The organism is Kitasatospora sp. NPDC004289 (assembly GCF_053602875.1).
The window spans coordinates 1-24,718 of the sequence record NZ_JBSGEL010000020.1 but is presented as its reverse complement, the minus strand read 5'-3'; the positions used below and the strand labels follow the sequence as shown (position 1 = coordinate 24,718).

The window sequence follows — 24,718 nt, the reverse complement described above, 5'->3', positions numbered from 1 at the left end:
CGTCCTTGGGCCAGGCTCTCACTGCATGTCGATGACCAGGATCCTGCCACTGTTGGGGGACCAGTGGAGGTTGGCGGAGTTGTCGCGCAGCTTGTCGGCGAGCAGGCGCATGGTCGGGTCGGTGGCCCCTTCCAGGGCCGCGACGGCCTGCTGCCGGGCGGCGGCCACCTCGGGGTCGGCCAGGGCGTTGCGCAGCGGTACCGAGTCCGGGTCGAAGCCGCGCAGCGCCCAGTCGTCGGCGACCCGGGTCACCTCGACCACCTCCAGCACCGTGCGCAGCCGGGGGTCGGCCTCGACGCCGGCCCGGGCCCCGCGGAGCAGCCGGACGGACTCGGCCATGTCGCCGAGCCTGACCCGGAACCAGCGCTTGAGGGCCTGGAACCGCTCGGCGCCCAGGAAGAGTTGGCCCTCACCGCCCCGCAGACCGGGGTTCGGCTCCAGGTCCTCGGTGCCCCGGAACCTGCGCAGCTCGGCCTCGAACCCCTCGTGGAAGCGGTCGTCGAACTCCGCCCAGGAGGAGGGGAACCGGGGCACGGCCGCCCGGACGTCCGCGTTCAGCCGCTGCAACTCCCCCTGCGCCACGTCCCGTTCGGCCTTCAGCCGGAGCACCTCGGCCGGGTCGGCGGTCCGCTCGGCCGCCCCGTTCAGCCGCTCCAGGGTCTCCTCCAGCGCTCTCAGCCTGGCTTCCAGCCGCGGTCGTGCGCCCGGCCGTTGGACGTCGGCGAGCAGGGCGCGAATCCGGGCAGCGAACTTACGGGACCCGGCGATGTCCGCCAACAGCCTTGCCTTGCCGGGCACTTCGGCGGGCACCGTGCGGTTCTCGTCCGGCTCCGGTACCGGCTCACCTTCCCGGGCCCGGCGGACTCCCCGGGCGAAGCGGTCGAGCACCTCGGCCACCGAGTCGGGCACCAGCCGGCGGAGCACTCCGGCGGCCGCCGAGGCCAGCCGGCCGCCGAGCCAGCCGACCGCCACCAGGACCAGCGTGATGCCCAGCGCCAGCGAGCTGTCCGCCATGGCGCCGAAGTCCCGGAGCTTCTCCGCACGGGTCTGACGTGTGGTCAGCAGATCCCCCAGGGCCTTGACGAAGGCGACCGCCTCACCGGCCGCGAAGGAGGCCAGGAAGGCCTCCCCGAGGCCGATCGCCACACCGAACCCGATCCCGGCGCCCGCCGCACCGCCCACCCCGAAGCCCCCTGCGGCGCCGGGGGCGGCACCGATGCCGAGCCCCGCCAGCGCGCCTCCGATCGCCCCCAGTACCGTGCCGGCCACCGAGCCGCCGCAGGCTCCGACCACGGTGAGCGCGATGGTCACCGGGCCCATCAGGAGCAGCGCGATGTTGTTCAACCGCCGCCACAGGGCGAGCGGGACGTCCAGCAGGTGGTTCTGGTCGGTCCACAGGTCGTGCAGCGCGCCGAGCGGATCGGCCAGGAGGTTCCGGGGGGCGAACAGCGAGGACACCGCCGTCCGGACGTCGCCGCCGATCCCGGTGAGCTCCTCGCCGATCTTCGGCCAGGGCCACACGATGCCGATCAGCGTGTCCAACGCCAAGCGGCGCAGGTCGAGTTGGTCCCACTTCTCGGCCCAGGCCGCGCGCAGACCGGCCCAGACCTCGGCGAGCCCGGTGGTGCTCCGCGGGTCACCGTGCGCGCCGGCGGCGGCCTGCCGCTGTACGGCCGGCCCGGGCCCGGCCGACGGAGCGTCAGCGGCCTGCACCTGTTCCCGTGACTGCTGCGGTGCCTGTGCCAGGTGCTCGGCCGCCGCCCGCTCGGCGGCGGGCATGCCCTGGCCCACGGTGCCGGCCAGCCGGTCGGCGTACGGCTCCACCGTCGCGGTGGGATCCGCGACCGCCTCCCGGACGGACGCGAGCGGGGCGGCGTACCGGCGCAGGCCGCCGGCCAGGCCGCCGATCGGGAACCCCCGGATCCGACGGGTCAGCGAGCGGACGCCGCCGCCGAGCCGGTCGATGCCCTGGACGGCCGCCGTCCGCGCCCCGTCCCAGGCGCCCCGGACCCCCTCGTACGCCGAGACCGCCAGGCGGCGGGCCCCGTTCCAGGCCGCCTCGGCGCGGGCGGTCACCGCCTCGGCCAGACCGTCTGCCCTGGACCGGAGTTCGTCCCACCGGCCGGCCAGTCCGTTCCACAGGCCCTGCCCGGCCGAGAGCACCCGGCCGACGACGCCCCCGAGCAGGCCTCCGCCGCCACTGGTCAGCCCCTCCGCCGTGCGGGTCAGGTCCTGCCACGTCCCGGTGAGCCGCCCGAGCACCGCACCGGCCGCGCCGCGCACCTCACCCACCAGCGCACCGGCCCGGCCGCCCGCCGCGGCGAGGCCCGCCTCGAAACGGCCGCACAGCCCGGCCCAGACCCCGGCGATCCGCCCGGTCGCCGCCTGCCCGGCGTCCCTGGCCCCCTGCCCGGCCGTCTCCGCGGCGGTGGTGACGGCGCCCCAGGCGGCCTGGGTGCCGTCCGGATCCAGCTCCAGGACGGAGCCCCGCAGACGGGCGGCGGCGGTGTGTACGCCGCCGACCAGCTGTCCGATCCGTCGGCGGGCGGCGGCCGCCAGCTCGGCGAGTGCGCCGCGCCCGCTGTCCCAGGCCGTGTCGAGACCCCCGGCCAGGGCCGTGCCGGCGGCGGCGAGCGTCTCCCCCGCCGTGCCCGCGCGGGCGCGCACGGCGGTGAAGGCCTCGCCGGCCGTGGCACTCAGCGCGCTCCACCCGGACCGCAGCCGGTCGACCACGCCCGCGACGCGGCGACGGACGGAGGCGAGCAACCCGCCCTCGTCCTCGGCGCGTTGGACCGGAACCCGGGCCCGGGTCAGTGGCTCGGCCAGGGGCAGTGGCTCGGCCCGGGCCACTGGAGCGAGAGGGGCCGCAGGGGTGGTGGTGGCGGCACCGGGCCGGGCGCTCAGCCAGGCTGCGGCCGCGCGGTTTCCGGCGGCCTTCTGCAGGGCGAGCAGCGCGTGCGGCCCGGCCGGGGATCCACCGGGCACGGGGGCCGGCGGGGCGGCGGCGGGCGCCTGGGCGAGCGGTCTGCGGGCGGGTGACCGCTCGGGGTCGGCGGGCCCGGGGCCACGGGGCGCTGGTGTCGGCATCCGCCCTCCCGTGTCCGCAGACCCTCACGGACAGGGTCGCGTCCGCCCGGCCCCCGACCAACGCGGTCGGGGGCAGCCGGACGGGAAGGCCGCGTCGCCCGATCGGGCAGCGGAGGGGGGAACGGGAGCGGCTCCGTTCCCCCCTGACCGTGGGTCGGACGACCGTGCGTCAGATGTGCACGGCCGGACCGGCGTCGTTCGCGCCCTTCTTGGTGAGCAGGCCGAGCAGGGCCGCCGCGAAGGCGACCGCCGCGGCGGCGGCGAAGGCCAGCGACATGCCGCTGACGAAGGACTCGTGGACGGCGGTGGCCATGCCCTGGACCACCTGGTCCGGGGTGCCGGCCGGGGACGGCGGGACGATGCCGAGCTGAGCGGCCTGGTCGAGGCCGGCCTGCTGCTCGGGGCCGAGCGGCGGCAGGCCCGCCTTCGCCCAGTTGCCCGGCAGCACGTCGGTGACCTTCGCGGCCATCACCGCGCCGAGCACGGCGGTGCCCAGGCTGCCGCCGACCTGCATGGCGGCCTGCTGGAGTCCGCCCGCGACGCCGGAGAGCTCCAGCGGGGCGTTGCCGACGATCACCTCGGTGGCACCGACCATGACGGGGCTGATGCCAAGGCCCATCAGCACGAACCAGAGCGACATCACGCCGTTGCCCGAGTCGGTGGTGAGGGTGGACATCCCGTACATGGCCACGGTGGTGAGCGTCATGCCGACCACGATCGGGATCCGCGGGCCGACCTTGCCGATCGCGGCACCGGCCGCCGGAGCACCGATGATCATCATGCCGGTCATCGGCAGCAGGTGGACCCCCGCGTCGACCGGGGCCATCCCGTGGACGTTCTGCAGGTAGAAGGTCACGAAGAAGATGGCGCCGAAGAAGGCGAAGGCCATCAGGACCATCAGCAGCACACCGGCCGAGAGCGGCACCGAACGGAACAGGCTGAGCGGGATCAGCGGCTCCTTCGCCCGGGTCTGCCAGAGCGCGAAGAGCACCAGGGCGAGCACCGCGCCGCCGAGGAAGAGCAGGGTGGAGACGTCGCCCCAGCCCCAGCTCGGGGCCTTGATGATGCCCCAGACCAGGGCGAACATGGCCACCGAGAGCAGGGCGATGCCGGGCAGGTCGAAGGACTTCACCGCGTTCTCGGAGCGGACGTCGCGCAGGATCAGCAGGCCGAGCAGGACGGCCGCGATGCCGACGGGCACGTTGATCCAGAACACCGACTGCCAGCTCACGTGCTCGACCAGCAGGCCGCCGACGATCGGGCCGGCCGCGGTGGAGGCGCCGATGACGCCGGCCCAGATGCCGATCGCCATGTTGAGCTTCTCGGCCGGGAAGGCGCCGCGCAGCAGGCCGAGCGCGGCCGGCTGAAGCAGCGCGCCGAACAGGCCCTGCAACACCCGGAAGGCGATGACCAGTTGGATGTTGGTGGCGAAGCCGATGGCGGCCGAGGTGACCGCGAAGCCGGCCGCGCCGACCAGGAAGGTGCCCTTGTGGCCGAACCGGTCACCGATCTTGCCCGCGGTGATCAGGAAGACCGCGAGCGCCAGCAGGTAGCCGCTGGTCACCCACTGGATGTCGGCCGGTGAGGCCCCCAGGTCGGTCTGGATGGCCGGGTTGGCGATCGCCACCACGGTGCCGTCGAGGGCCACCATCATCACGCCGACGGCGACGGTGAGCAGGGTCAGCCAGGGATGGCCCTGGAAGCGGGCGAGGCCGCCACCGCCGCCCGGGGCGCTGCTCGGCCGGGACGGACCGGCCGCCTCGGCGCTCTTGGTCAGGGACTGGCTCATGTCTGACGGACCCTCCGGGCTCGCTGCGGGATGACTCTGCCGATGGCGGTGACGCCCCGGCCCACCCGTCCCCACGAGTCGTCCGGCCTGGCGGGCGTCACCGCCGTGCGAGATTATGTCAGCCTCTGACATTCGGCAAACACTGCCTTGTGCTGATGCCTGACTTGTGCAGGGAGCTGCCATTTGTCAGCGCGCTATCGTTGTCAGCACCGATCCACCAGTCCCGGAGGCCCCGCCGCATGGCCGTGCAGCCCACCTCGCCCGCCACCGCCACGGACGGTTGCCGGATCCTCGGCCTGCGCGAGCGGAAGAAGCAGCGCACCCGGGACGCCCTGGTCTCCGCCGCCCACCGGCTCTTCCTGGAGCACGGCTACGCCCGCACCACCATCGACGAGATCGCCACCGCGGTGGACGTCTCGCAGCGCACCTTCTTCCGCTACTTCGCCAACAAGGAGGAGGTCGCCCTCGCCGTCTTGGCCGACGCCGAGGACCACTTCATCACGACCCTCAGGGCCCGCCCCGCCGAGGAGAACCCCCTTCAGGCGCTGCGCAGTTCGATCGTCCTGACCTGGCGCGATCTCTCCACCTCCGACGGCGACCAGGGCATCACCGCCGCCCTCGAACTCATCCAGCTGATCGAGGAGACCCCGACCCTGCTCGCCGCCCACCTGCGTCGGATCACCGACCAGGAGCGGCTGGTGGCCCAGCTGATCGCCACCCGCGAGGGCCTCGACCCGGCTGTCGACCTGCGGCCGCGGGTGCTCGCCGCCGTCTTCGGCGGGGTGCTGCGCAGCGCCCATCTGGCCTGGAGCGGGGGCGAGTCCGGGCCCGGCCCCGAGGGCATGATCGCCGTCATCGAGTCCCACTTCGACCAGCTCGGCCCGGCCCTGGCCGGCGACTGGCGCTGACCCTCACCGACGGCGCGTCACCGTCGGTCGCACGCCCCTCAGCGGGCGGTGGCGCGGGTGGCTGCCTCCGTGCGCGGTGGGACCGGACTCGGCACGGCCGCGCTCGGTGCGGCCGGGTTCGGTGCGGCCGGGTTCGGCGCCGCCGGGCCGCGGAGCGGGAGGGGGTGGCTGAGCACCAGGCTGGTGGTGGTGCTGCCGAGTCGGGCCAGCTCGTCCACCAGCTCCTCCAGGTGCGCCGTCGAGGTGGCCGCGACCTTGAGGACGTAGCAGTCGTCGCCGGTGGTGCGCAGGCACTCCAGGATCTCCGGACGCTCCGCCAGCAGGCGCCGCAGCGGCTCGTGCCGGCTCCCCGGCCCCGGGTACTTGAGCCGCACCACGGCGGGCACCGGGTACCCCGCGCGCGCCAGGTCCACCTCGGCCCGGTAGCCGGTCACCACCCCGGACGCCTCCAGCCTCCGCACCCGCTCGGTGGTCGCCGAGGCGCTCAGGTTCACCCGCCGGGCCAGCTCGGTGAAGGCGATCCGGCCGTCCCGCTGGAGCTCGGTGAGGATCGCCCAGTCGGTCGGGTCGAGGATCTCGGTCATCCGGTGAATCTACCGGGGAATCCCCGGCCGATCGGCGATCATGCCGGGAGGAAGCCCTTCTGACGGACCGTCCGGACTGCGTAGTTTTGACGGTGTGAAGATCGGTGTGAACGTCCCCAACTTCGGCCCGGGCACCGACCCGGGCATGCTCCGCGCCTGGGCCTCGACCGTGGAGGACCTCGGCTTCGACCTGCTGATGGTCTCCGACCACGTCGCCGTCACCCCCGACGTGGCCGAGCGCTACCCCGACCCCTTCTACGAGCCCTTCACCACCCTCGCCTGGCTGGCCGGACTGACCGGCCGGGTGCGGTTGGGCACGACCGTGCTGGTCGCCCCGTACCGGCACCCGCTGCTCACCGCCCGGATGGCCACGAATCTGCGCGACCTGAGCGGCGGGCGGCTGGTGCTGGGGGTGGGGGTGGGCTGGGCCCGGCAGGAGTTCGAGGCGCTGGGCGTCCCGTTCGAGCGGCGGGGGCGGCTGACGGACGAGGTCCTGCGGGGGTTGCGCTCCGAGGCGCCGGACGTCCCCCTGTGGGTCGGCGGCAACAGCGAGGCGGGGGCGCGGCGGGCGGTGCGGTACGGCGACGCCTGGCACCCGATGCGCTGCACCCTGCCGTGGCTGCGCGAGGCCGCCGGGCGGCTGGCGGCCACGGCCGCCGAACAGGGCCGGCCGCGGCCCGCACTGGCACCCCGGATCAAGCTGAAGATCACTACCGCCCCCGACCCGGCCCCGGAGCGCCTGGCCGGGGTCGGCAGCCTCGACCAGGTGCTCGAGGATCTCACCCAACTCCGGCTGCTGGGCTGCGAGTCCGTCCTCCTCGACACCTACGGGGGCGACCCCGCGGAGACCCGCTCCCCCGAGAGCGCCTGGCGCGACCTGGCCACCGTGGCCGCCCACCTGCTCCCCCGATCGGAGACCCCGTGACCACCCCCGATGACCTCCCCCTGCTGCGCCGCGCGATCGCCCTCGCCGCCGAGGCCTCCGACGGCGGGAACCCGCCGTTCGGCTCCCTGCTGGCCTCGCCGGAGGGCGTGGTGCTGGCCGAGGAGCGGAACACCACGCTGACGGACCGGGACATCACCGCCCACCCCGAGCTCAAGCTGGCCCGTTGGGCCGCACGGGAGTTGGCGCCGGAGGCGGCGGCCGGGACGACGATGTACACCAGCTGCGAACCGTGCGGCATGTGCGCGGCCGCCATCCAGGTGGCCGGGCTGCGGCGGGTCGTCTTCGCCCTCTCCGGCGAGCAGCTCCTCACCATCCGCCCCGGCAGCGGACGGCAGCCCGTCCCGCAGGACGGCCCCGCCCTGTGGGAGGAGGTCCGGGCGGCGGTCGAGCCGTACTACCACCGCTGACCGGGCGTCAGTCGCCGCGCTCCCGGAAGACCCGGGGCGGCAGCGGCTCGACGGGTACGCGGCGGACACCGTCGACGTGGTCGTAACGGTAGAAGCGGGCCGTCTCGGTGGAGACGCCGGCCCGTTCGGCGATCTCGTGCCAGAACGCTCCGGTGGCGTAGGCGGCGCGGGCCGCGAGGCGTAACTCGTGGTCGACGGCGACGAGTCGGCTCCTGGCCTCGGCCTTGCGGACCGCGACCGCCGCCACCTCGGCGAGGGCCTCCTCACGGCGGGCGCGTTCGCGCTGCTGACGGGAATTCAACCGGCTTCCTCCTCGGTGTCCGGAACGGCCACGAGGCAGTCCGGATCGGTCTCCCACTCGCAACCGCCACCCACGGGGCGGAGGTAGGCGGCCTTCCCGAGGGTGTCGCGGTACTCCCCCACCCGCCCCGACCTGGTGTCGGTCACCAGTTCGCCGACGTGCGGGCGGCCGTCGGCCCTGCTGCTCTTGGTCACGGGATGACTCCTCTGTGTGGTCGTTCAGCCTCCACGATGGCGGTCCGCTGGCTACGCTCGGAAGGATTTCAACTGGACAGTGGGGGCTGTTGATGAATCTCCGCGACCTGGACCCGTCGGCGTCGCCCTTGGCCGCGTTCGGCATGCAGCTACGGCGCAGCCGGAAGGCGAGGGGCCTGTCACAGGCCGAGTTGGGTCGCAGGCTCAGCTGCTCCGACTCGTACGTCTCGTACATCGAGCGGGCGGAGCGGCAGCCCCCGCCGTGGTTCGCCCCGAGGGCGGACGAGGTCCTGGAGACCGGCGGGACGCTGGAGTTGATGTGGTGGCAGCTCCAGCACTCGATGCTGATCGAGGGCTTCCCGGAGTACGCCGCACTGGAGTCGAAGGCGACGGAGATCCGCGTCTTCGAGATCGGGATCGTTCCGGGGCTGCTCCAGACAGCGGACTACGCAGCCGCCCAGGAAGACGGGTTCGTGAGCCGAGGTGACGCCACGCCGCAACAGGCCGACGAGCGGGTCGCGTTCCTCCTGGCCCGCCAGAGCAGACTGGACCGGCTGATGGCACCGGTGATTTACGCAGTCCTCGAGGAGAGTTGCCTGCGCCGCTCCATGGGCGGACCGGCCGTGATGGCGCGTCAGCTGGCCCACCTGGAGAACATGGCGACGCGACCGGACATCATCATTCAGATCGCGCCCGGCTCGATGGCTGATCGCTGCCCGTTCCGCTCACCGTTGTGGCTGCTTACCATGGCGGACCGCTCACTGCTGGGCTATACCGAAACCTTCCAACGCGGTTACGTCGAAAGGGAGGCAGCGACGCTGACCTCCTGGGAGCGTCACTATGCTCGGCTCCAGGTTGACGCCCTGTCGCAGGACGCCTCGCTGAGGCTGATCCGCGACGTACGGAAGGAAATGGAAGATGCCTGTTGACCTGAACACCGCCACGTGGCGCAAGAGTTCCCACAGCGGCGGCGGCGGTGCGTGCGTCGAGGTGGCCGACCACGTCCCCGGGCTCGTCCCCGTCCGGGACTCCAAGGATCCCGACGGGCCCGCCCTGCTGTTTCCCGCCGTCTCGTTCTCCGCCTTCGTGCGAGCCGTGAAGGCCGGGCAGTTCGGCTGACCCAGTTCGGTGGATTCGGCTCCGGCGGTGGGGTCGCGTCGGCACAATCGTCTGCGTGTCCGACTATCTCGAGTTCACCTTTGACGATGGTTCAGCCGTGCTGTTGCGGACCTTCCCGGTCAAGTCCGCCGCGCCCGCCGAGCCCTCCCCCGCCAACCTGCCGCCCGGCCTGGGTGGTGGGACGCCCGTGGGGCGGCGGGCGGAGGAGCTGGGCGAGCGGCTGACCGCGCTCGGGGAGGGGGCGCTGCGGACGGCGTTGAGTCCGCTGGTGCCGCTGCTGCAGCAGGTGCACGACACGGTGGCGTCGGTGCCGAGCCGGCCGCACGAGGTGTCGGTGGAGTTCGGGGTGCAGCTCGGGGCGGACCTGAAGCTGGGCGTGGTGGGCGGCAGCGCCGAGGCCAGTCTGACGGTCTCGGCGACCTGGCAGCTCGCGCCGCGTGCTGCCGCTTCGGAGCCCGGCGCGGCCGGCTGACCGGGCGTGGGGTGGTTCGACGGATCCGATGCGGCCGAGACGGGGATCCGTGCGGCGTTCGTGTCGGTGATGGGCCCCGACGGGCAGCCGGTGGGCGGTGGGGTGTACCTGCACGGCCGGCTGCTGCTGACCTGTGCCCACGTGGTGAACGCCGCGCTGGGAAGGGGTCTGTTCGAGGTCTCCGACCCCACCGCGACGGCGGCGCTACGGGTCGCCTTCCGCGCAGGGGCCGCGGCCGCGGCCCCGCCCGGGAGTGCCCGTGTCGAGGCCTGGCTCGCTCCCCGCTCGGCCGACGGCGGCCCCGCGCCCGAGGGTGCCGTGGAGTGGCTGGGCGACCTGGCAGTGCTGCGGCTGGACGCGGACCCGCCCCCGGACGCCTTCCCGCAGTCCTGGGCCGCGATGACGGTGGGTCAGCAGCTCCGTGCCTGGTACGGCACCGGCCAGGCGGTCTCGGCGACCTCGACCACCGTCCAGGTCTGCGAACCGGACCGCAGCTACGTGGACGCGGCGGCCTCCGGCCCGGCCATCGGCCCCGGGTACAGCGGCGGGCCGCTCTGGTCGGCGGCGGACCAGGCGGTGGTCGGGCTGGTGGCGGGGCAGCTGCGCGGTACCGGTGGCTTCGAGGACCGCAGCCTGGTGGTCTCCTGGCAGACCGTCAGGGCCGAGCTGGAGCGGGCCCTCGGCCCCGCCCGGGCCGTCGCCCTGCTGCTGCCCGCACACCCCGCGCCCGCCCTCCAGAGTGGTCTTCCCGAACTCTCGGACCTCCTCGGCGAGTTGTTCCCGGGAACCACCGAACGGGCCGACGGTGCCGGCCACCTGGCCGCGCTTTTCGACCTCGGCCGGGGCCCGGTCGGCACCGCCCCGTCCGTCGAACGGTTGGCGGCCCTGCTGCTCGCCGAACCCCGTGCACTGGCCGCCCTGGCGGAGTACCACCGCCAGAGCCGCCCCGACCAGGCGTCCCGACTGCTGGACCTGGGGCACGAGTTGGCGGTGCCGGGCCTGCTGTCACCGGAGCAGTACGGCCGACTGGTGGGCATGTTGGAGAAGGCCCTGGAGCCGCCCGTGCCCGGGCTGCCGTCGTTGACCAAGCTGCTGGCCGCCGCCCTGCCCTGGGTGGACCTCCCGCCCGCACTGCTCGGTGGCCCCGTGCCGGAGGAGTGCAGCAGCCGGACGGCCGCCCTGGTCCAGCACCTGGAGGGCTACCGGCCCGGGAAGCTGCTGCGCTTCGTGGAGTACGTGGCCGCCGCGCTCGGTGCCCGGGGCGAGACCGCCTTGGCACGCCGGCTCCGCACCTGGAACGAGAACACCGCCGACCGCCTCGGCGTGGCCCTGGAGGCGCTGCGGGACTACCGGGCCGACGCCGAGGACTGGCCGGGCGCCGCGGCCGAGGAGGACACGGGGCACGGCACGTCCCGGCTGGTGGTCCGGCTGACCAGGTACCAGCACTCCGGTGCCGAACGGTTCCGCTGCGCGCTCTGGGCGGACCACGGCGACGGGGAGCTGCACCCGGTGGACGGCCCGGGCGGGCGTCCGGGCACTCCGGAGGAGGTGGCCCGGGACCTCCGGGCGGTGATGGCGGGGTGGGAGGACGGGGACGACGACCCGTACCCGACCGTCGAGTTCGTGCTGGACAAGGAGGAGCTCGGGCTGGCGGTCGAGGAGTGGGACACCGCCCACCCGGAGGAGCTGGCCGACGGGGACGGACCCCGCCCACTCGGCACCGTCCACCCGGTGGTGGTCCGGTTGGCGCTCGACCTCGACCCGGTCCGCAGCCGGGAACGGGACAAGGCCCTCGCCTTCCGGTGGCGTTGGCGGACGGTCAGCCCGCCGCTGCACCTGGACGGCGACCACCAGGAGCCCCGGCAGGTGGCCAGCGCGCTGCTCAGTCACCGGGCGGCCACCTGCGTGGTGCTGGGCGGGCCGGACCCGGGGCGCCGGCTGCTGCTCGCGGTGAAGTGCCTGCGGATGGGGGTGCCGGTGGTGATCTGGGACCGCGCCGCCGTCGGTGCGCTCCCGGCCGGGCACTTCGCACCGATCGACCCCGGCGGCCCCGAACACTCGCTGCCCGAACGGGTCCGGAGCTACCGGGCCGGTGCCTTCGGGTACGCGGAACGCTTCCCGCTGCGCCCGGTGCTGGCCCGCGAGGACCCGACCAGGCCACTGCCGCAGACCCTCGCCCTGACCGACCCGGAGGAGAGACCGTGAACGCTGGACCGCCCGAGCCGGCCGACCCCGCCGACGCGGCCGACCCCGCCGACGCGGCCGGCCCCGCCCCCGACGAGGACGCGGCCGACGCCTGGAGGATCTTCCGCGGGGACGGGCGTCCGCGCTCCCCCGCCCTACCGCCGGTACCGCCCTGGCGCCGGCTCGGCGGCCCGGCCGCCGCAGGCGGCGGGCCGCGCCCGTACCGGATCGACCCGGCGCACGTGGACGTGGTCAACGCCGCGTTGCAGCTGCGCCGTCCGCTGCTGGTCACCGGCCGCCCCGGCACCGGGAAGACCTCCCTGGCACACGCCCTGGCCCACGAGCTGAGCCTGGGTCAGGTGCTGCACTGGCCGGTCAACAGCCGCTCCAACCTGCCCGAGGCGCTCTACCGGTACGACGCCATCGGCCGGCTGCGGGAGGCCACCCTGGCCCGGGAAACCGGCCGGGCCCGGTCCGAGCCGGACATCGGCGCGTTCCTGCGGCTCGGGCCGGTCGGCACCGCGCTGGTCGCGGCCGGGCGTCCCCGGGTGCTGCTGGTGGACGAGATGGACAAGGGCGACGTCGACCTGCCCAACGACCTGCTGACGGTCTTCGAGGAGGGCAGCTTCGAGATCCCGGAGCTGGCCCGGCTGCCCGAGGACCAGTCCGAGGTCCGGGTGCTGACCGCCGATCCGGGCCGGGCGACGGTGCCGGTGACCCGGGGCCAGGTGCACTGCACCGAGTTCCCGGTCGTGGTGATCACCAGCAACGGCGAGCGGGACTTCCCGCCCGCCTTCCTGCGCCGCTGCCTCCGGCTCGAACTGCCGGACCCCGACGCGGCGGCCCTGCGCGAGATCGTCGAGGCCCATCTGGGCGCCGGGGCGATGGCGGGGGCGGAGGACGTGCTGGCCGAGTTCCTGGAGCGGCGCACGCACCGGGAGTTGGCCACCGACCAACTGCTGAACGCGGTCTTCCTCCGCAAGGGCGGGGTGGACCTGGACGCGCACCGGCTGCTGGAGGCGGTCCTGCACAACCTGGGCGGCACGGTCTGATCCGTCGGGGATCCGTCCGAGGAGAGGGGAGGGACATGAGCTCGGCACTGGACCGGGCCCGCGAGGTGCTTCGCGCCTCCGGGGCCGATCTCGACCTGCCCGAACTGCTGGACGTGCTCTGGCTGGCCCGCGCCCTGCCGCCGGGCCACGCCCTGCCGCCGGGCCGCGCGCTCCCGCTGGGGCGCCACCCGCTGCCCGGGGGCCGGGCCGCCGGCGGCCCGGCCGCCGCCGGCACCGAGCCCCTCCCCGAGGAGGAGGCCGGGCCGGACGGCGCCCGCCGCACGGTCCGTCGGCTCTACGCGGGAACGGTGCCCGGCTCCGGGCACGGCGGGACCCGCGAGACCGGGCTGCCGGAGCCCCGGGCCCTGCCGGACGCCCACGTCCTGGCCCGGGCGCTGCGTTCGCTGAACCGTCGTCGGACCGTGCCGCGCGGCGGGGAGTTGGACGAGTCCGCGACCGCGACCCGGTGGGCCGAGACCGGCCTTCCGGAGCTGGTGCTGCGGCCCGGCCGGGAGCCCTGGCTGCGCTGCGTGCTGGTGGTGGACGACGGCGTGCCGATGCTGATCTGGCGGAAGCTGGTCTCGGAACTGGACGCGCTGCTGGGACGGTTGGGCGGATTCCGGCAGACCACCGTGGTCGGCCTGCGCAACCGCGGCCCCGGGCCGGTGCGCCTGCGGGCCCGCCCGTTCGGCGTGGACGGGCCGGACCGCTCCCCCGCCACCGTCACCGACACCACCGGGCGGACCCTGGTCCTGGTGGTCACCGACGGTGCCGGGGCCGCCTGGCGGGACGGCCGGATGCGGGCGGTGCTGGACCACTGGGGCCGGCGTGGCCCGACCGCCGTGCTGCACACCCTGCCCAGCCGGATGTGGCCCGGCTCCGGGGTGGCCGGGGACCCGTACCCGGCGACCTCCCCCGCCGCCGGGGTCCCCAACTCCCGCTGGCAGCTGCCTCCGTGGGCTCCCGGAGGAATCAGGGGCGCGGCGGAGGAACACGTACCGGTGCCGGTCCTGGAGCTCTCCCCCGCCTCCCTCCAGGCCTGGGCCGGACTGGTCGCCGCCGGGGGCACCACGTGGCTGAGACTGTGGGAGGAGGGTCCGGCGCCTCAGGGGGCGGCCCGGCCGGGGCTCCGACCGCCGACGGCGGAACGGGAGTTGGAGCACTTCCTGCGCGCAGCCTCACCGGGCGCCCGCCGGCTGGCCGCGTACATCGCCCACCTGGCGCCGTTGAGCGTGCCCGCGATGCGGCTGGTCGGGCTGGCCGCTCCGGCCGCAGCCGGCCGGCCGGAGCCCGGCAGCGTGGAGCTGGCCGAGGTCCTGCTGGGCGGACTGCTCCGGCCGGTACCGCCCCCGGTCGACGCCGGTCCGGCCGACGTCCCGCCCCAGTACCGGCAGTTCGACTTCCTGCCCGAGGCCAAGGAACACCTCGCCGGGCTGGTGCCCGTCGTCGAACTGCGGACCCTTCGACAAGAGGTCTCCGGCCGGCTGGAGGGGCTGGCCGGTGCCGCGCCCGACTTCCCGGCCTGGCTGTCCGCCGATGGCCCGGGCCCGGCCGGCCGGGGTGAGCTCGGGCTGGCCACCGGCCGCCTGTTGCGCCGCCTGGAGCCGGGCGAGTCGGCAGCCGCCGTCGGCGACACGGTCGAGGCGCAGGTCTCACGGCCCGCCGCCGAGGGGCGGAGCTCCGCCGTGCCACCGACCGAACCGCCGCGCACCACCGCCCGCCCACGGCCGGAGACGGCGCGGGGTGCCTACTTCTTCCTCAGTTACGCGCACACCCCACAGCTGCGCAGTGGCGGTGACCCGAACCACTGGGTCACCAAGCTCTTCGAGGACCTCAGCGAATCCGTCATGTCGCTCACCGACCACCCGGCCGACCGGCCCGTCGGCTTCATGGACCGGAGCATGCACCAGGGCGACCGGTGGCGCGAGCGGATCTCCCACGAACTCGCCGACTGCCGGGTCTTCGTCCCGCTCTACTCGCCCCGCTACTTCGCCAGCAGGGCGTGCGGCCAGGAGTGGTACACCTTCTCGCAGCGGCTCGCGCACTCCCTCGACGACGCGCAGTCCGCCAGTGGCATCGTGCCCGTGCTGTGGGTGCCGACCCCGGACCGCCAACTCCCCGAGGTGGCTCGTCAACTCCCCTCCGAGCACCGGAGGTTCGGCCAGGAGTACGCCGACGAAGGCATGTACGCCCTGCTGAAGCTCAGCTACTTCCGGCACCAGTACGAACTGGCCGTCCACCGACTGGCCCAACGGATCGTCGAGGTGGCGGAGAGCACGGTGGTCCGGGGCGGTGAGCCGCTCGTGGACTTCACCACCCAGCCGAGCGCCTTCGCCGCACCGCGCGGCCTCCCGATGCGGATCTCCGTCGTGGCCTACCGCACGGGCGACCGGCCGAGCGACACGGACCCGCGGAACTACGGCGCGCGGAGCCTGGACTGGGTCCCCTTCCCGGCCGACTCCCCGCACAGCGTGGCGGAGCACGCCGCGAGGATCGCGCAGGAGCTCGGGTTCGCACCGAGCGTGCACGGGGTCGACGAGGAACTGGAGGTGATCGCCTCCGGCTCGCGGCCGACGGCGCCCGCCGTCGTCCTGGTGGACCGTCAGGCGCGGCTGCGCGGCCACCGACGGGACGTGTTCGAGCGGCTCGACCGGCTCGCCCTGGAAGCCGCACCGTGGCTGCGCGTGGTGATGGTCGACCACCAGGCCCGGTTCGAGGAGGCGCTGCGCTCGGCGATGACGGAGGCGAGCCGAGGCTTCGGGACCTCCGAACAGCCGTAGCCGACGGCCCCGGGTCATACCCGGGTACTACGACGAAGACCGGCCCTGGGTACGAGCCGTTCCGCGGGGTGCGGCGCCTAGGCTGACGGGGATGAAGCTCCAGGTTCCTTCTCCGGTGAACGAGGCCGCCCAGTGGGTCGGCGATCAGCTCGGCGATCTCGGGCGGGCGCTGCTGACGCCCGCCGAGGGCCATGTGCCGCTGTTGGCGGGGGCGCAGCGGGCGTGGGTGCGGGCGTTGCCGTACCTGCTGGCGCTGGCGGCGACGATCACGCTGCTGTCGACCGGCACGGTGGTGCTGGCCAACGACTACGGGCTGCCGGTGGCGGTGGCCGGGGCGCTGGCGCTGGCGCAGTCGGTGCCGTTGATCGTCGCGGTGACCAGGCCGTTGGCGGCGTGGTGGGTGATGTCCGCCGGTGTGGTGCTGGGGGCCATGGCGACGGCGTGGACGCCGAAGAGCGCCGGGCCTTGGCCGTGGCCGGTGCCGACCCTGCTCGGGTACGTGTTCCTGATGGCGGCCCTGGCGCTGCGCGAGCGCGGGCGGACGCTGCTGGCGGTGTGGCTGGTGACGCTGGCGGCCAGTGTGGTGGCCAGTGACCTGCACCAGCCCCGGGCCGGGCAGACCGCGACCATCACCGTGGCGATCTCGGGCGCGGTGCTGCTGCTGGGCTGGACGGTGCGGGGCCGCGGGGAGGCGCAGCGCAAGCTGGCGGAGCAGGAGCGGATCAGCGAGGCCGAGCGGGAGCGTTCGACCCTGCTGGAGGAACGGGCGCGGATCGCGCGGGAGTTGCACGACGTGGTGGCCCACCACATGTCGGTGATCACGGTGCAGGCCGACTCCGCGCCGTACCGGATCAGCGGGCTCCCGCCGGAGGCGGTGGAGGAGTTCGGGACCATCGCGGCGGCGGCGCGCGGTTCGCTGGCGGAGATGCGGCGGCTGCTGGGGGTGCTGCGCAGTGACGGCAGTGCGCCGGACCGGGCGCCGCAGCCGGGGGTGGAGCAGTTGGAGCGGCTGGTGGAGACGGTCCGTCAGGCGGGGGTGCGGGCCTCGCTGCGCGGCGAGCACCTCGGTGAACTCCCGCAGGGCGTCAGCCTGTCGGCGTACCGGATCGTGCAGGAGGCGCTGGCCAACGTGGTGCGGCACGCGCCCGGGGCGGTCACGGAGGTGGAGCTCTCGGCGAGCGCCGGCACGCTCCGGGTGACGGTGGTGAACGGCCCGGGCGGGACGCCGGGGGTGGAGGCCGGGGAGGGCACCGGGCACGGGCTGGTGGGAATGCGCGAGCGGGTCCGGCTACTGTCGGGCAGGCTGGAGACCGGCCCGACCGCCGAGGGCGGCTTCCGGGTCGCCGCCGAACTGCCCGTCACCACCGCTGGAGAGAGCCCCCGATGACCATCCGCGTAATCATCGTCGACGACCAGGCGATGGTCCGGGCCGGCTTCGCCGCGCTGCTCAACGCGCAGAGCGACATCGACGTGGTCGGTGACGCCGCCGACGGGAAGCAGGCGCTGGAGGTCAGCGGGCGGACCCATCCGGACGTGGTGCTGATGGACGTCCGGATGCCGGAGATGGACGGGCTGGAGGCGGCCCGCCGGCTGCTGGACCCGCCCTCCTCGCCCCCTTCGGCGAGGAGGGGCCCTGCGGGGGTGGTGCACCGGCCGAAGGTGCTGATGCTGACCACCTTCGACGTGGACGACTACGTCTACGAGGCGCTGCGCGCCGGGGCCTCCGGCTTCCTGCTCAAGGACGCCCCGCCGGCCGACCTGATCGCCGCCGTCCGGGTGGTGGCGGCCGGGGAGGCGCTGCTGGCGCCCTCGGTGACGCGCCGTCTGATCGAGGACTTCGCGCGGAACAGGCCCGCCCCGCGGAGGGACCGCAAGCTCCAGCTGAACGGGCTGACCCCGCGCGAGACCGAGGTGCTGGAGCTGATCGCCCGGGGCCTGTCCAACCAGGAGATCGCCGAGCGGCTGGTGGTCGCCGAGCAGACCGTGAAGACCCACATCGGCCGGATCCTGGCCAAGCTGGACCTGCGCGACCGGGCCCAGGCGGTGGTGCTGGCGTACGAGTCCGGTCTGGTGACGCCGGGTCAGTAGGACCTGGGGGGCAGTTGGTCGAGGTGCTCGCGCGCCCAGGCGCAGGCGACGTCCAGCTGGCCGAGCAGGGAGCGCCCGAAGTCGGTGAGGGCGTACTCGACCCTGGGCGGGTTCTCCTCGTACGCGGTGCGGCTGATCCAGCCGTCGCGCTCCATCGCCCGCAGCGTCTCGGTCAGCACCTTCGGGGTGACGGTGCCCAGCGGCACCCTCAACTCGCCGAACCGGCGCGGGCCCCCCTCCAGGCAGCGCAGCACCATCCCGCTCCACTTGTCACCGACCCGGATGGGCATCCGGCGGCTGCAGTCCGGGTCGAACCTGTCGGCTTCCAGGGGCGTGGTCATACCGAGACCATAGGGCCGGTTCCGTTGAAGTAACCGGGGCCCCTCCTCCTACGGTCGTCCCGCATCCGGCCCGGACGGGCCGTCGAGAGGGGAGCGGCATGAAGAGGATCGTGGTTTTCGGGGCGGGCGGACGCGTGGGCGGCGCGGCCGTGGCCGAGGCGGTGCGGCGCGGGCACGCCGTGACGGCGGTGGTGCGGGAGCCGGGGAGGCACCCGGGGCTGGGCGCCTCGGGCGCGGTGACGGTGGTGCGCGGCGACGCCACGGACACCGGGTCGGTGGCGTCGGCCGCGGCGGGGCACGACGCGGCGGTGAACGCCTCGGTGCGGCTGGACCTGCCGGCCGAGGAGTACTTCACGGCGGCTGCCCGGGCGATGGCCGAGGGGCTCGGCCGGGCCGGGGTGGGGCGGCTCCTGACGCTGGGCATCGCCACCACCCTGGAGGTCTCGCCGGGGGTGCGGGTGATGGACGACCCGCGGTTCCCGGAGGAGTACCGCCTGTTCTCCCAGGGGCACGTCGCGGAGTTCGAGCTGCTGACGGACAGCGCCGGGGCGCTCGACTGGCTGATGGTGGTCCCGCCGATGGACCTGGACGCGGAGGCCGCGGTGACCGGGAGCTACCGGAGCGCGGTCGGCGCGGTGGTGGGAGAGGGCCGGATCTCGCACGCCGACCTGGCGGTGGCCCTGCTGGACGAGATCGAGGAGCCCCGGCACCACCGGGTGCAGCTGGCCGTCTCGCACTGATCCCCCTGCACGGCAAGCACCTTGGAGCCCGTTCCGGACAGCCGTCCGGGGCGGGCTCCGTCGTGCCGGGGGCACCGTCCCCCGTGGTCCCCGTAGTACCCCGGTATGACCTCCGGGTTGGCGCTGCGGGGTGACGCCCCGTCAGGCGTCCGCTTCCTACCTTCCTCTCCGTCGAGATCGGTACGAGGAGAGGCGGAGCGGGATGAAGGCGCGATTCCGGCGGGCACTGGCCGCGGGGCTGCTGACGGTGCTGGCGGTCGGCGGGGCCGGCGGCTGGGCGGCGGCGGACGGGCAGCGGGCGGTCACCGGGCCGCCGCCGGGGACGGCCGCCTGGGTGGCCGACACCACCCTCGGGGTGCGGCTGCCGGAGCCGGGCCGCGCCTCGGCCGCCGAGGTGGCGGGGTTCTTCGACGGGCTGCCCCCGGCGCAGCAGCGGGCGCTGGCGGTGCGCCACCCGCTGGTGGTGGGGAACCTGGACGGCGCCCCGTACCGGCTGCGCTACCTCGCCAACTCCCTGGCACTGCAGGAGGAGCGGAAGCACGAGCTGGCCCGGGCCGCCGATCCGGCGCTGCCCGAGCGGGACCGGAAGGCGGCCGCCGCCCGGGCCGCGCGGTACGCGGAGCTGGGCAGCGGGCGGCAGATCCTCGCCTTCGACCCGCGCGGGCGGGGCCAGTACGCCCAGGTGTTCGGCGAGTTGGAGCAGGCCGAGCGGACGGTCGTGGTGGTGCCGGGCTCGGACATCGACCTGATGACCGGCGACCGGGCCTCCGCGCACTACGGCACCCCGGGCGGCGCGGCCGAGGCGCTGCGCGCGGCCTCCGGCGAGCGCCTCGCGGTGGTCGCCTGGACCGGCTACACCACGCCCGTCAAGGTCGGCCTGGACGCGGCGGGTTCACGCCTGGCGGAGGCCGGCGCGGCGCGGCTGTCGGCCTTCCTGGACGGGCTGACGCCGGTGACCGGGCCGGTCACCCTGGTCTGCCACAGCTACGGCACGGCGGTCTGCGGGCTCGTCGACCCGAAGCCCGAGCAGGTGCGCGGGGTGGTCGCGCTCGGCTCGCCCGGGATGGACGTGGCCGGGGCGGACGCGCTGCGGGTGCCGCTCTGGGTGGTCAAGCGCAACGCCGAGGACTGGATCGACAAGGTCCCGAACGTCTCGCTGTTCGGCCTCGGCCACGGCGCCGACCCCGACCAACCCTCGTACGGGGCAAGGCTGGTGAGCTCCACCGGCTCGCACGGCCACAGCGGCTACCTGGTGCCCGGCACCGCCTCGCTCGCCAACACCACCGCCATCGCGCTGGGCGAGGACGCCCGCGTCGACTGCGCCGCCGACAGCCCGGCCTGCCGCTCCGCCGCCACCACCGCCTGAACCACCGCCCGAACCCCCCGAAGGGACCCGTGACCCCGTGAACGCCCTCGCCCGCCTCCGCCGCAGCGCCGTCGCCGTGGACGCCAGGACCCCCGCCACCCGCGACCGCGCCCTGGACGGGCTGCGCGCCCTCGCGCTGCTCGCCGTGCCGCTCGGCCACTGGATGCTCGGCGGCTTCACCACCACGCCGGACGGCGTGCTGCACAACGAGAGCCCGCTCTCCACGTTGGGCTTCTTCGCCCCGCTCAGCTGGGTGCTGCAGATGCTCGGCGTCTTCTTCCTGGTCGGCGGGTACTCCTCGGCGAAGTCGCTGGCCCGGGCCCAGGCCCGCGGGGCCTCCACGGTGGACTGGTTCCGGCAGCGGGCGGTGCGGCTGCTGCGGCCGGTGCTGGGGGTCGCGGCCGTCTGGGCGCTGCTGGTCCCGCTGCTCGGCGCGCTCGGGGTGCCGCAGGGCACGGTGCGGACCGGCACCGTGCTGGTGGTCCAACCGCTCTGGTACATCGGCATCTACCTGGCGCTCACCGCGCTCACCCCGCTCTGCCTGCGGCTCGGCCGCCGGCTCGGCGGCTGGGCCGCCGCCCCGCTGCTGGCCGCGGTGGCCGTGGTGGACGCACTCCGGTACGGACCGTGGGCGGACTCGGTGCCCTCCTGGCTCTCGCTGGTGAACCTGCTGCCCGGCTGGCTGTTCGGCTACCAGCTCGGCGTCTCCTGGGCGCAGGGGCGGATCAGGCGGGCGGGCGCCTGGCTGCTCGCGCTGGGCGGCGCCGCGCTGTTCACCGTGCTGCTCACGGTCTTCCACTACCCGGCCAGCATGGTCGGCGTCCCCGGTGCGGCCCGCACCAACTCGCACCCGCCGTCCCTGCTGGTGCTGGCGCTGGCCTCGGCGCAGTGCGGCGCGGCGATGCTGCTGCGGGAGCGGATCGGGCGGGCCCTGCGGCGGCCGCTGCTCTGGCTGCCGGTCGTGGTGGTCAACCTCTCGGCGATGACGATCTTCTGCTGGCACCAGACCGCGATGTTCTCGGTCGGCGCCCTCGCCTCCGCGCTCGACACCGCCGTCCCCGGCCTCACCACCGCCCCCGACTCCCTCGCCTGGGTCCTCGCCCGGCTGGCCTGGCTCCCCGTCTTCGCCCTGGTCCTGGCCGGCGTCGCCAAGTACGCCCGCCGCTTCGACGCCCCGTGGCAGCTCCCCCGGCTCTGGAAGGCCGCCCTGGCCACCGCCGCCGCCCTCTTCGCCGTCCAGGCCCTCGGGGCCCTCTGACGCTCCGTCGGCCGCCGACACGCCGGGGGCCGGAGCGCGAAAGGCTTAGGGTGGCCCGATGGTGACGTTCGATCAGTTCCTGGCGATGGGGCTGGCCTTGCCGGAGGCGGGCGAGCGGGTGACGTGGGAGACCACGGTGACCCTGCGGGTCGCGGAGAAGATCTTCGCGATGGGGACGCCGGGGTCGGGGGAGGTGACGGTGAAGGCGTCGAAGGAGGACCAGGCGGAGCTGCTGGCGGCGGAGCCGGAGGTGTTCTCCTCGGCGCCGTACGTGGGGCGGCACGGATGGGTGCTGGTGCGGCTGGCCGGGGTGGACGGCGGGGAGCTGCGGGAACTGATGGCGGAGGCCTGGCGGAGCGTCGCACCGAAGCGGCTGGTCAGGGAGTTCGACGCGAGCGGCGGAACCGGGGGAACCCTGTGAGCCATCCCACAGTTTAGCCGGGCACGGTGTCCGGTCGGAGCACCTTACGCTGGCTGACGAAGAGCCGGCGGTGGTACCACCACGAGCCCGAGGATGGTGACCAGTTGCCGCAGCGCACCCCGCGTGAGCGCACCCCCCGTGAGGTGCAGCGCAGGCGCCGGATGAAGCGCGCCGCCATGGGCCTGTTCGCCACCGTCGCGGTGCTCGCGGACACCGGTGCGGCGGCCGCCCAGGCCGCGGCGGGCAGCGAGCAGATCGCGATCACCACGCCTCCGGCCGGCAGCGCCCAGTGGGTGGCGGACCGTTCGCTGGGCCGGGTGCTGCCGGATCCGGCGACCGCCGCCCCGCGCGACGTGGCCGCGTTCTTCGCCTCCCTCACCGCCGCGGAGACCGACCGGCTGATCGGCGAGTACCCGCTGGTGGTCGGCAACCTGGACGGCGCCCCGCCCGCCCTGCGCTACCGGGCCAACCGGCTGGCCATCGCGGCCGAGCGCGACCGTGCCCGCGGCCAGGCCGCCGACCCGAAGCTCTCCGAGGGCGCCCGCGCGCTCGCCGAGGCCCGGGCCAACGACAGCGAGCACCTGCTGGAGCCGGGCCGTCAGGTGCTGGCCTTCGACCCGCGCGGCCGCGGCCTGGTCAGCGAGGTGTACGGGGACCTGGCGAGCGCCCAGCGGGTCTCGGTGCTGGTGCCCGGCTCGGAGTCGGACCTCGGCCACTTCGACCAGGCGGCGGAGCCGCTGCGCTCCCCGGCCGGGATGGGCCGGGCGCTGTTCGAGGAGGAGAAGCGCCGCGCCTCCGGCACCCGCACGGCGGTGATCGCCTGGACGGGGTACGTCAGCCCGGTCGGCCTGGGCCCGGACGCCGTCACCTCCCGGCTGGCCGACGCCGCCGCACCCCGGCTGGAGCGGCTGCTGGACGGCCTCGCGGTGACCGGACGGACGGACGCGCCGCCCACCCTGTTCTGCCACTCCTACGGCTCGGTGGTCTGCGGCACGGCCGCGCCGGCCATCCACGACGGCACCGACCTGGTGGTCTTCGGCAGCCCCGGGATGGGGGTGTCGGACGCGGCCGCGCTCGGCACCGGCGTCCGGGTCTGGGCCACCCGCAACCCCAGCGACTGGATCGGCAACGTGCCCTACCTGGAGGTCGGCGGCCTCGGCCACGGCGCCGACCCGACCTCCCCCGACTTCGGCTCCGTGGTCATCTCCTCCACCGGGGCGTCCGGGCACAACGGCTACCTCGCCCCCGACACGGCCAGTCTGCGCAACTTCGCCGAGCTCGGCCTCGGCCACTACGACGAGGTCCGCACCGCCGCCCGCCGCGGCGCGGCGGACCCGAGCTGACGCCTCCTCGGCTGACGGACCCCCGCCGTACGGTGGGGCCATGACGGTGATCCGGGAAGGCCTCCACCACCTGCGCAGCGCGGCCGACGGCCGCCTGCTGACGGTGGCCGACGAACGGCGGCGCAGCGGCGCCAAGTTGTGCACGGCCGAGCCGGACGGCTCCCCCGGCCAGCTCTGGCGGATCTCCGCCGTGCACCCGGGCGGCGGGCTGTACCACCTCACCAGCGAGGGCAGCGGCCGCCGCCTGGACGTCGCGGGCGCCCGCACCGAGGACGGCGTCCCCGTCCAGCTCTGGACCCCGAACGGCTTCGGCGCCCAGGACTGGCTGCTGGAGCGGCACGTCGACGCCCCCGACACCTTCAACCTGGTCGCCCTGATCAGCGGCCGCACCCTGGAGATCGGCCCCGACGGCACCGCCCGCCAGTGGGAGGACCGCGACGACCCCTCCCAGTGGTGGCACCTGGACCGGGTCTGACGTCCCGCCAGGAGATGGCCCGGCCCTGAAGCCTAGGCCTTCGTCCAGGCGCCGATGCCGAGGCGGCCGGTGGTGCCGAGGTCGAGTTCCGGAGTGACCGTCACGGGGGCCGTGCCGGGGACGGCGCGGACGCGCAGGTAGGGGGCGAGGACCGGGGTGGATTCGGTGCCGGTGGTGTTGCGCCAGGTGATCACGGAGCGGGCGGACTCGCCTGGGGCGAGGTCGAACTCCCGGGCGGTGTCCTCGGCTCCGGTGCCGGTGGCGATGGCGGAGCCGCCCCGCAGCACCGCGATCCCGTCGACGGGGCGGTGGTCGAGGCCCAGCGGTTCGGCCGCCGGGAAGCCGTTCAGGCGCAGCGGTGCGGCCCCGCAGTTCTCCAGCAGCAGGCCGACCGCCCGCAGGCCCATCGCGGCGCTGCCCTGATCGGCCGTCAGCCGGAGCCCGGAGGGCGGGCAGATCCCCGGGACGGGCGGGGCCTCGGAGGCCGGGACGCTGCGCACCAGGAGCACCTTGGGGGCCTTGGGCGGTGCCGGGTTCCCGGGCCCGGTGGTGGCGCCGGACCGCCGGAACGCGTCGTGCACCGTCCGGCCGCCGCCGACGTGCGGCAGGGTGCGGACCAGGTTGCCCGCCATCGGGGTGCCCGGGTCGAGGGTGACGGTGTAGACGTACGCCTCGGCCTCGGGGTTGGTGACCTCGAACTCGACGCAGGTGGGGTCGGCGGCGGTGATCCGCACCCCGTCCCGGGCCGAGGCGGTGGGGCTCGGGGTGGCCCGACCGCTCGCGGCGACCGCGCACTCGGCGCCGTCGGGCCGTAGCGAAAGCGAGTCCGAATAGGGCGGTTGAGTTGCATGCCCAAGACCCGA

At 74.9% G+C, this 24,718-nt stretch carries 24 protein-coding genes; 17 read left to right on the top strand and 7 right to left on the bottom strand.

Features of this window, described 5'->3' with window-relative positions; genetic code table 11:
* Positions 1-18 precede the first annotated feature (18 nt).
* Positions 19-3,087: a hypothetical protein gene (locus ACWEPF_RS15725; RefSeq protein WP_452172957.1), complete on the bottom strand. Its 3,069-nt coding sequence runs from the start codon at positions 3,085-3,087 to the stop codon at positions 19-21.
* A gap of 169 nt (positions 3,088-3,256) precedes the next feature.
* Entirely contained in the window at positions 3,257-4,876 is a 1,620-nt protein-coding gene (locus ACWEPF_RS15720; RefSeq protein ID WP_452172956.1) for an MFS transporter, read from the bottom strand.
* A gap of 239 nt (positions 4,877-5,115) precedes the next feature.
* Between ACWEPF_RS15720 and ACWEPF_RS15715 the strand changes: the two genes are divergently transcribed.
* Positions 5,116-5,784 (top strand): TetR/AcrR family transcriptional regulator, encoded by a 669-nt coding sequence (locus ACWEPF_RS15715; protein WP_449795432.1) that lies wholly within the window; start codon positions 5,116-5,118, stop codon positions 5,782-5,784.
* Positions 5,785-5,822: 38 nt separating this feature from the next.
* Here ACWEPF_RS15715 and ACWEPF_RS15710 read toward each other — a convergent pair whose 3' ends face one another.
* The gene (locus ACWEPF_RS15710) at positions 5,823-6,368 is read right to left on the bottom strand and encodes an Lrp/AsnC family transcriptional regulator (protein WP_452172955.1); all 546 of its coding nucleotides are present in this window, start codon (positions 6,366-6,368) and stop codon (positions 5,823-5,825) included.
* Between the two features lie 94 nt (positions 6,369-6,462).
* Between ACWEPF_RS15710 and ACWEPF_RS15705 the strand changes: the two genes are divergently transcribed.
* Together ACWEPF_RS15705 and ACWEPF_RS15700 are read left to right on the top strand one after the other, a co-directional pair.
* Complete coding sequence (locus tag ACWEPF_RS15705; protein ID WP_452172954.1) at positions 6,463-7,293, top strand: LLM class flavin-dependent oxidoreductase; 831 nt, start codon at positions 6,463-6,465, stop codon at positions 7,291-7,293.
* Positions 7,290-7,721, top strand: a complete 432-nt coding sequence (locus ACWEPF_RS15700; RefSeq protein ID WP_452172953.1) for a nucleoside deaminase — start codon at positions 7,290-7,292, stop codon at positions 7,719-7,721. Before ACWEPF_RS15705 ends, ACWEPF_RS15700 begins: the two co-directional genes overlap by 4 nt.
* 7 nt (positions 7,722-7,728) lie before the next feature.
* Here the strand turns inward: ACWEPF_RS15700 and ACWEPF_RS15695 are convergent, their stop codons facing one another.
* Both ACWEPF_RS15695 and ACWEPF_RS15690 read right to left on the bottom strand, forming a co-directional pair.
* A complete protein-coding gene (locus tag ACWEPF_RS15695) occupies positions 7,729-8,022 on the bottom strand; it encodes a hypothetical protein (protein ID WP_452172952.1) in 294 nt (97 codons plus the stop codon).
* The gene (locus ACWEPF_RS15690) at positions 8,019-8,216 is read right to left on the bottom strand and encodes a hypothetical protein (protein WP_452172951.1); all 198 of its coding nucleotides are present in this window, start codon (positions 8,214-8,216) and stop codon (positions 8,019-8,021) included. The genes ACWEPF_RS15695 and ACWEPF_RS15690 overlap by 4 nt, the downstream gene beginning before the upstream one ends.
* Before the next feature lie 92 nt (positions 8,217-8,308).
* Here ACWEPF_RS15690 and ACWEPF_RS15685 point away from each other — a divergent pair, with 92 nt between their 5' ends.
* From ACWEPF_RS15685 to ACWEPF_RS15650, 8 genes are all read left to right on the top strand, one after another.
* Positions 8,309-9,145, top strand: coding sequence for a helix-turn-helix domain-containing protein (locus tag ACWEPF_RS15685; protein ID WP_452172950.1), 837 nt, complete (start codon positions 8,309-8,311; stop codon positions 9,143-9,145).
* Positions 9,135-9,335 carry a DUF397 domain-containing protein gene (locus ACWEPF_RS15680; RefSeq protein WP_452172949.1) on the top strand — a complete coding sequence of 67 codons (201 nt, stop codon included), beginning with the start codon at positions 9,135-9,137 and terminating at the stop codon, positions 9,333-9,335. Before ACWEPF_RS15685 ends, ACWEPF_RS15680 begins: the two co-directional genes overlap by 11 nt.
* 55 nt (positions 9,336-9,390) lie before the next feature.
* Positions 9,391-9,807, top strand: coding sequence for a CU044_2847 family protein (locus ACWEPF_RS15675; protein ID WP_452172948.1), 417 nt, complete (start codon positions 9,391-9,393; stop codon positions 9,805-9,807).
* 69 nt (positions 9,808-9,876) lie between these two features.
* Positions 9,877-12,012, top strand: coding sequence for a VMAP-C domain-containing protein (locus ACWEPF_RS15670; RefSeq protein WP_452173087.1), 2,136 nt, complete (start codon positions 9,877-9,879; stop codon positions 12,010-12,012).
* Between the two features lie 98 nt (positions 12,013-12,110).
* Positions 12,111-13,043, top strand: a complete 933-nt coding sequence (locus ACWEPF_RS15665) for an AAA family ATPase (protein WP_452173086.1) — start codon at positions 12,111-12,113, stop codon at positions 13,041-13,043.
* 35 nt (positions 13,044-13,078) lie between these two features.
* On the top strand, positions 13,079-15,823 hold the full coding sequence (locus ACWEPF_RS15660; protein ID WP_452172947.1) for a TIR-like protein FxsC: 2,745 nt from the start codon (positions 13,079-13,081) through the stop codon (positions 15,821-15,823).
* Positions 15,824-15,914: 91 nt separating this feature from the next.
* Positions 15,915-17,210 (top strand): sensor histidine kinase, encoded by a 1,296-nt coding sequence (locus ACWEPF_RS15655; RefSeq protein WP_452172946.1) that lies wholly within the window; start codon positions 15,915-15,917, stop codon positions 17,208-17,210.
* Positions 17,207-17,911 carry a response regulator gene (locus tag ACWEPF_RS15650; RefSeq protein ID WP_452172945.1) on the top strand — a complete coding sequence of 235 codons (705 nt, stop codon included), beginning with the start codon at positions 17,207-17,209 and terminating at the stop codon, positions 17,909-17,911. The genes ACWEPF_RS15655 and ACWEPF_RS15650 overlap by 4 nt, the downstream gene beginning before the upstream one ends.
* Here ACWEPF_RS15650 and ACWEPF_RS15645 read toward each other — a convergent pair.
* Entirely contained in the window at positions 17,905-18,252 is a 348-nt protein-coding gene (locus ACWEPF_RS15645; protein WP_345288078.1) for a winged helix-turn-helix transcriptional regulator, read from the bottom strand. The genes ACWEPF_RS15650 and ACWEPF_RS15645 overlap by 7 nt on opposite strands.
* A gap of 98 nt (positions 18,253-18,350) precedes the next feature.
* Between ACWEPF_RS15645 and ACWEPF_RS15640 the strand changes: the two genes are divergently transcribed.
* From ACWEPF_RS15640 to ACWEPF_RS15615, 6 genes are all read left to right on the top strand, one after another.
* On the top strand, positions 18,351-18,992 hold the full coding sequence (locus ACWEPF_RS15640; protein ID WP_452172944.1) for an NAD(P)-dependent oxidoreductase: 642 nt from the start codon (positions 18,351-18,353) through the stop codon (positions 18,990-18,992).
* 202 nt (positions 18,993-19,194) lie between these two features.
* On the top strand, positions 19,195-20,358 hold the full coding sequence (locus ACWEPF_RS15635) for an alpha/beta hydrolase (RefSeq protein ID WP_452172943.1): 1,164 nt from the start codon (positions 19,195-19,197) through the stop codon (positions 20,356-20,358).
* A 37-nt stretch (positions 20,359-20,395) separates the two neighbouring features.
* On the top strand, positions 20,396-21,616 hold the full coding sequence (locus ACWEPF_RS15630; protein WP_452172942.1) for an acyltransferase family protein: 1,221 nt from the start codon (positions 20,396-20,398) through the stop codon (positions 21,614-21,616).
* 58 nt (positions 21,617-21,674) lie between these two features.
* Complete coding sequence (locus ACWEPF_RS15625) at positions 21,675-22,037, top strand: MmcQ/YjbR family DNA-binding protein (protein ID WP_345288084.1); 363 nt, start codon at positions 21,675-21,677, stop codon at positions 22,035-22,037.
* A gap of 104 nt (positions 22,038-22,141) precedes the next feature.
* Entirely contained in the window at positions 22,142-23,380 is a 1,239-nt protein-coding gene (locus tag ACWEPF_RS15620; protein ID WP_452172941.1) for an alpha/beta hydrolase, read from the top strand.
* A gap of 40 nt (positions 23,381-23,420) precedes the next feature.
* Positions 23,421-23,855 carry an RICIN domain-containing protein gene (locus tag ACWEPF_RS15615; RefSeq protein ID WP_452172940.1) on the top strand — a complete coding sequence of 145 codons (435 nt, stop codon included), beginning with the start codon at positions 23,421-23,423 and terminating at the stop codon, positions 23,853-23,855.
* 32 nt (positions 23,856-23,887) lie between these two features.
* Here the strand turns inward: ACWEPF_RS15615 and ACWEPF_RS15610 are convergent.
* A partial coding sequence (locus tag ACWEPF_RS15610; RefSeq protein ID WP_452172939.1) for a DUF4232 domain-containing protein occupies positions 23,888-24,718 on the bottom strand: 831 nt, incomplete at its 5' end.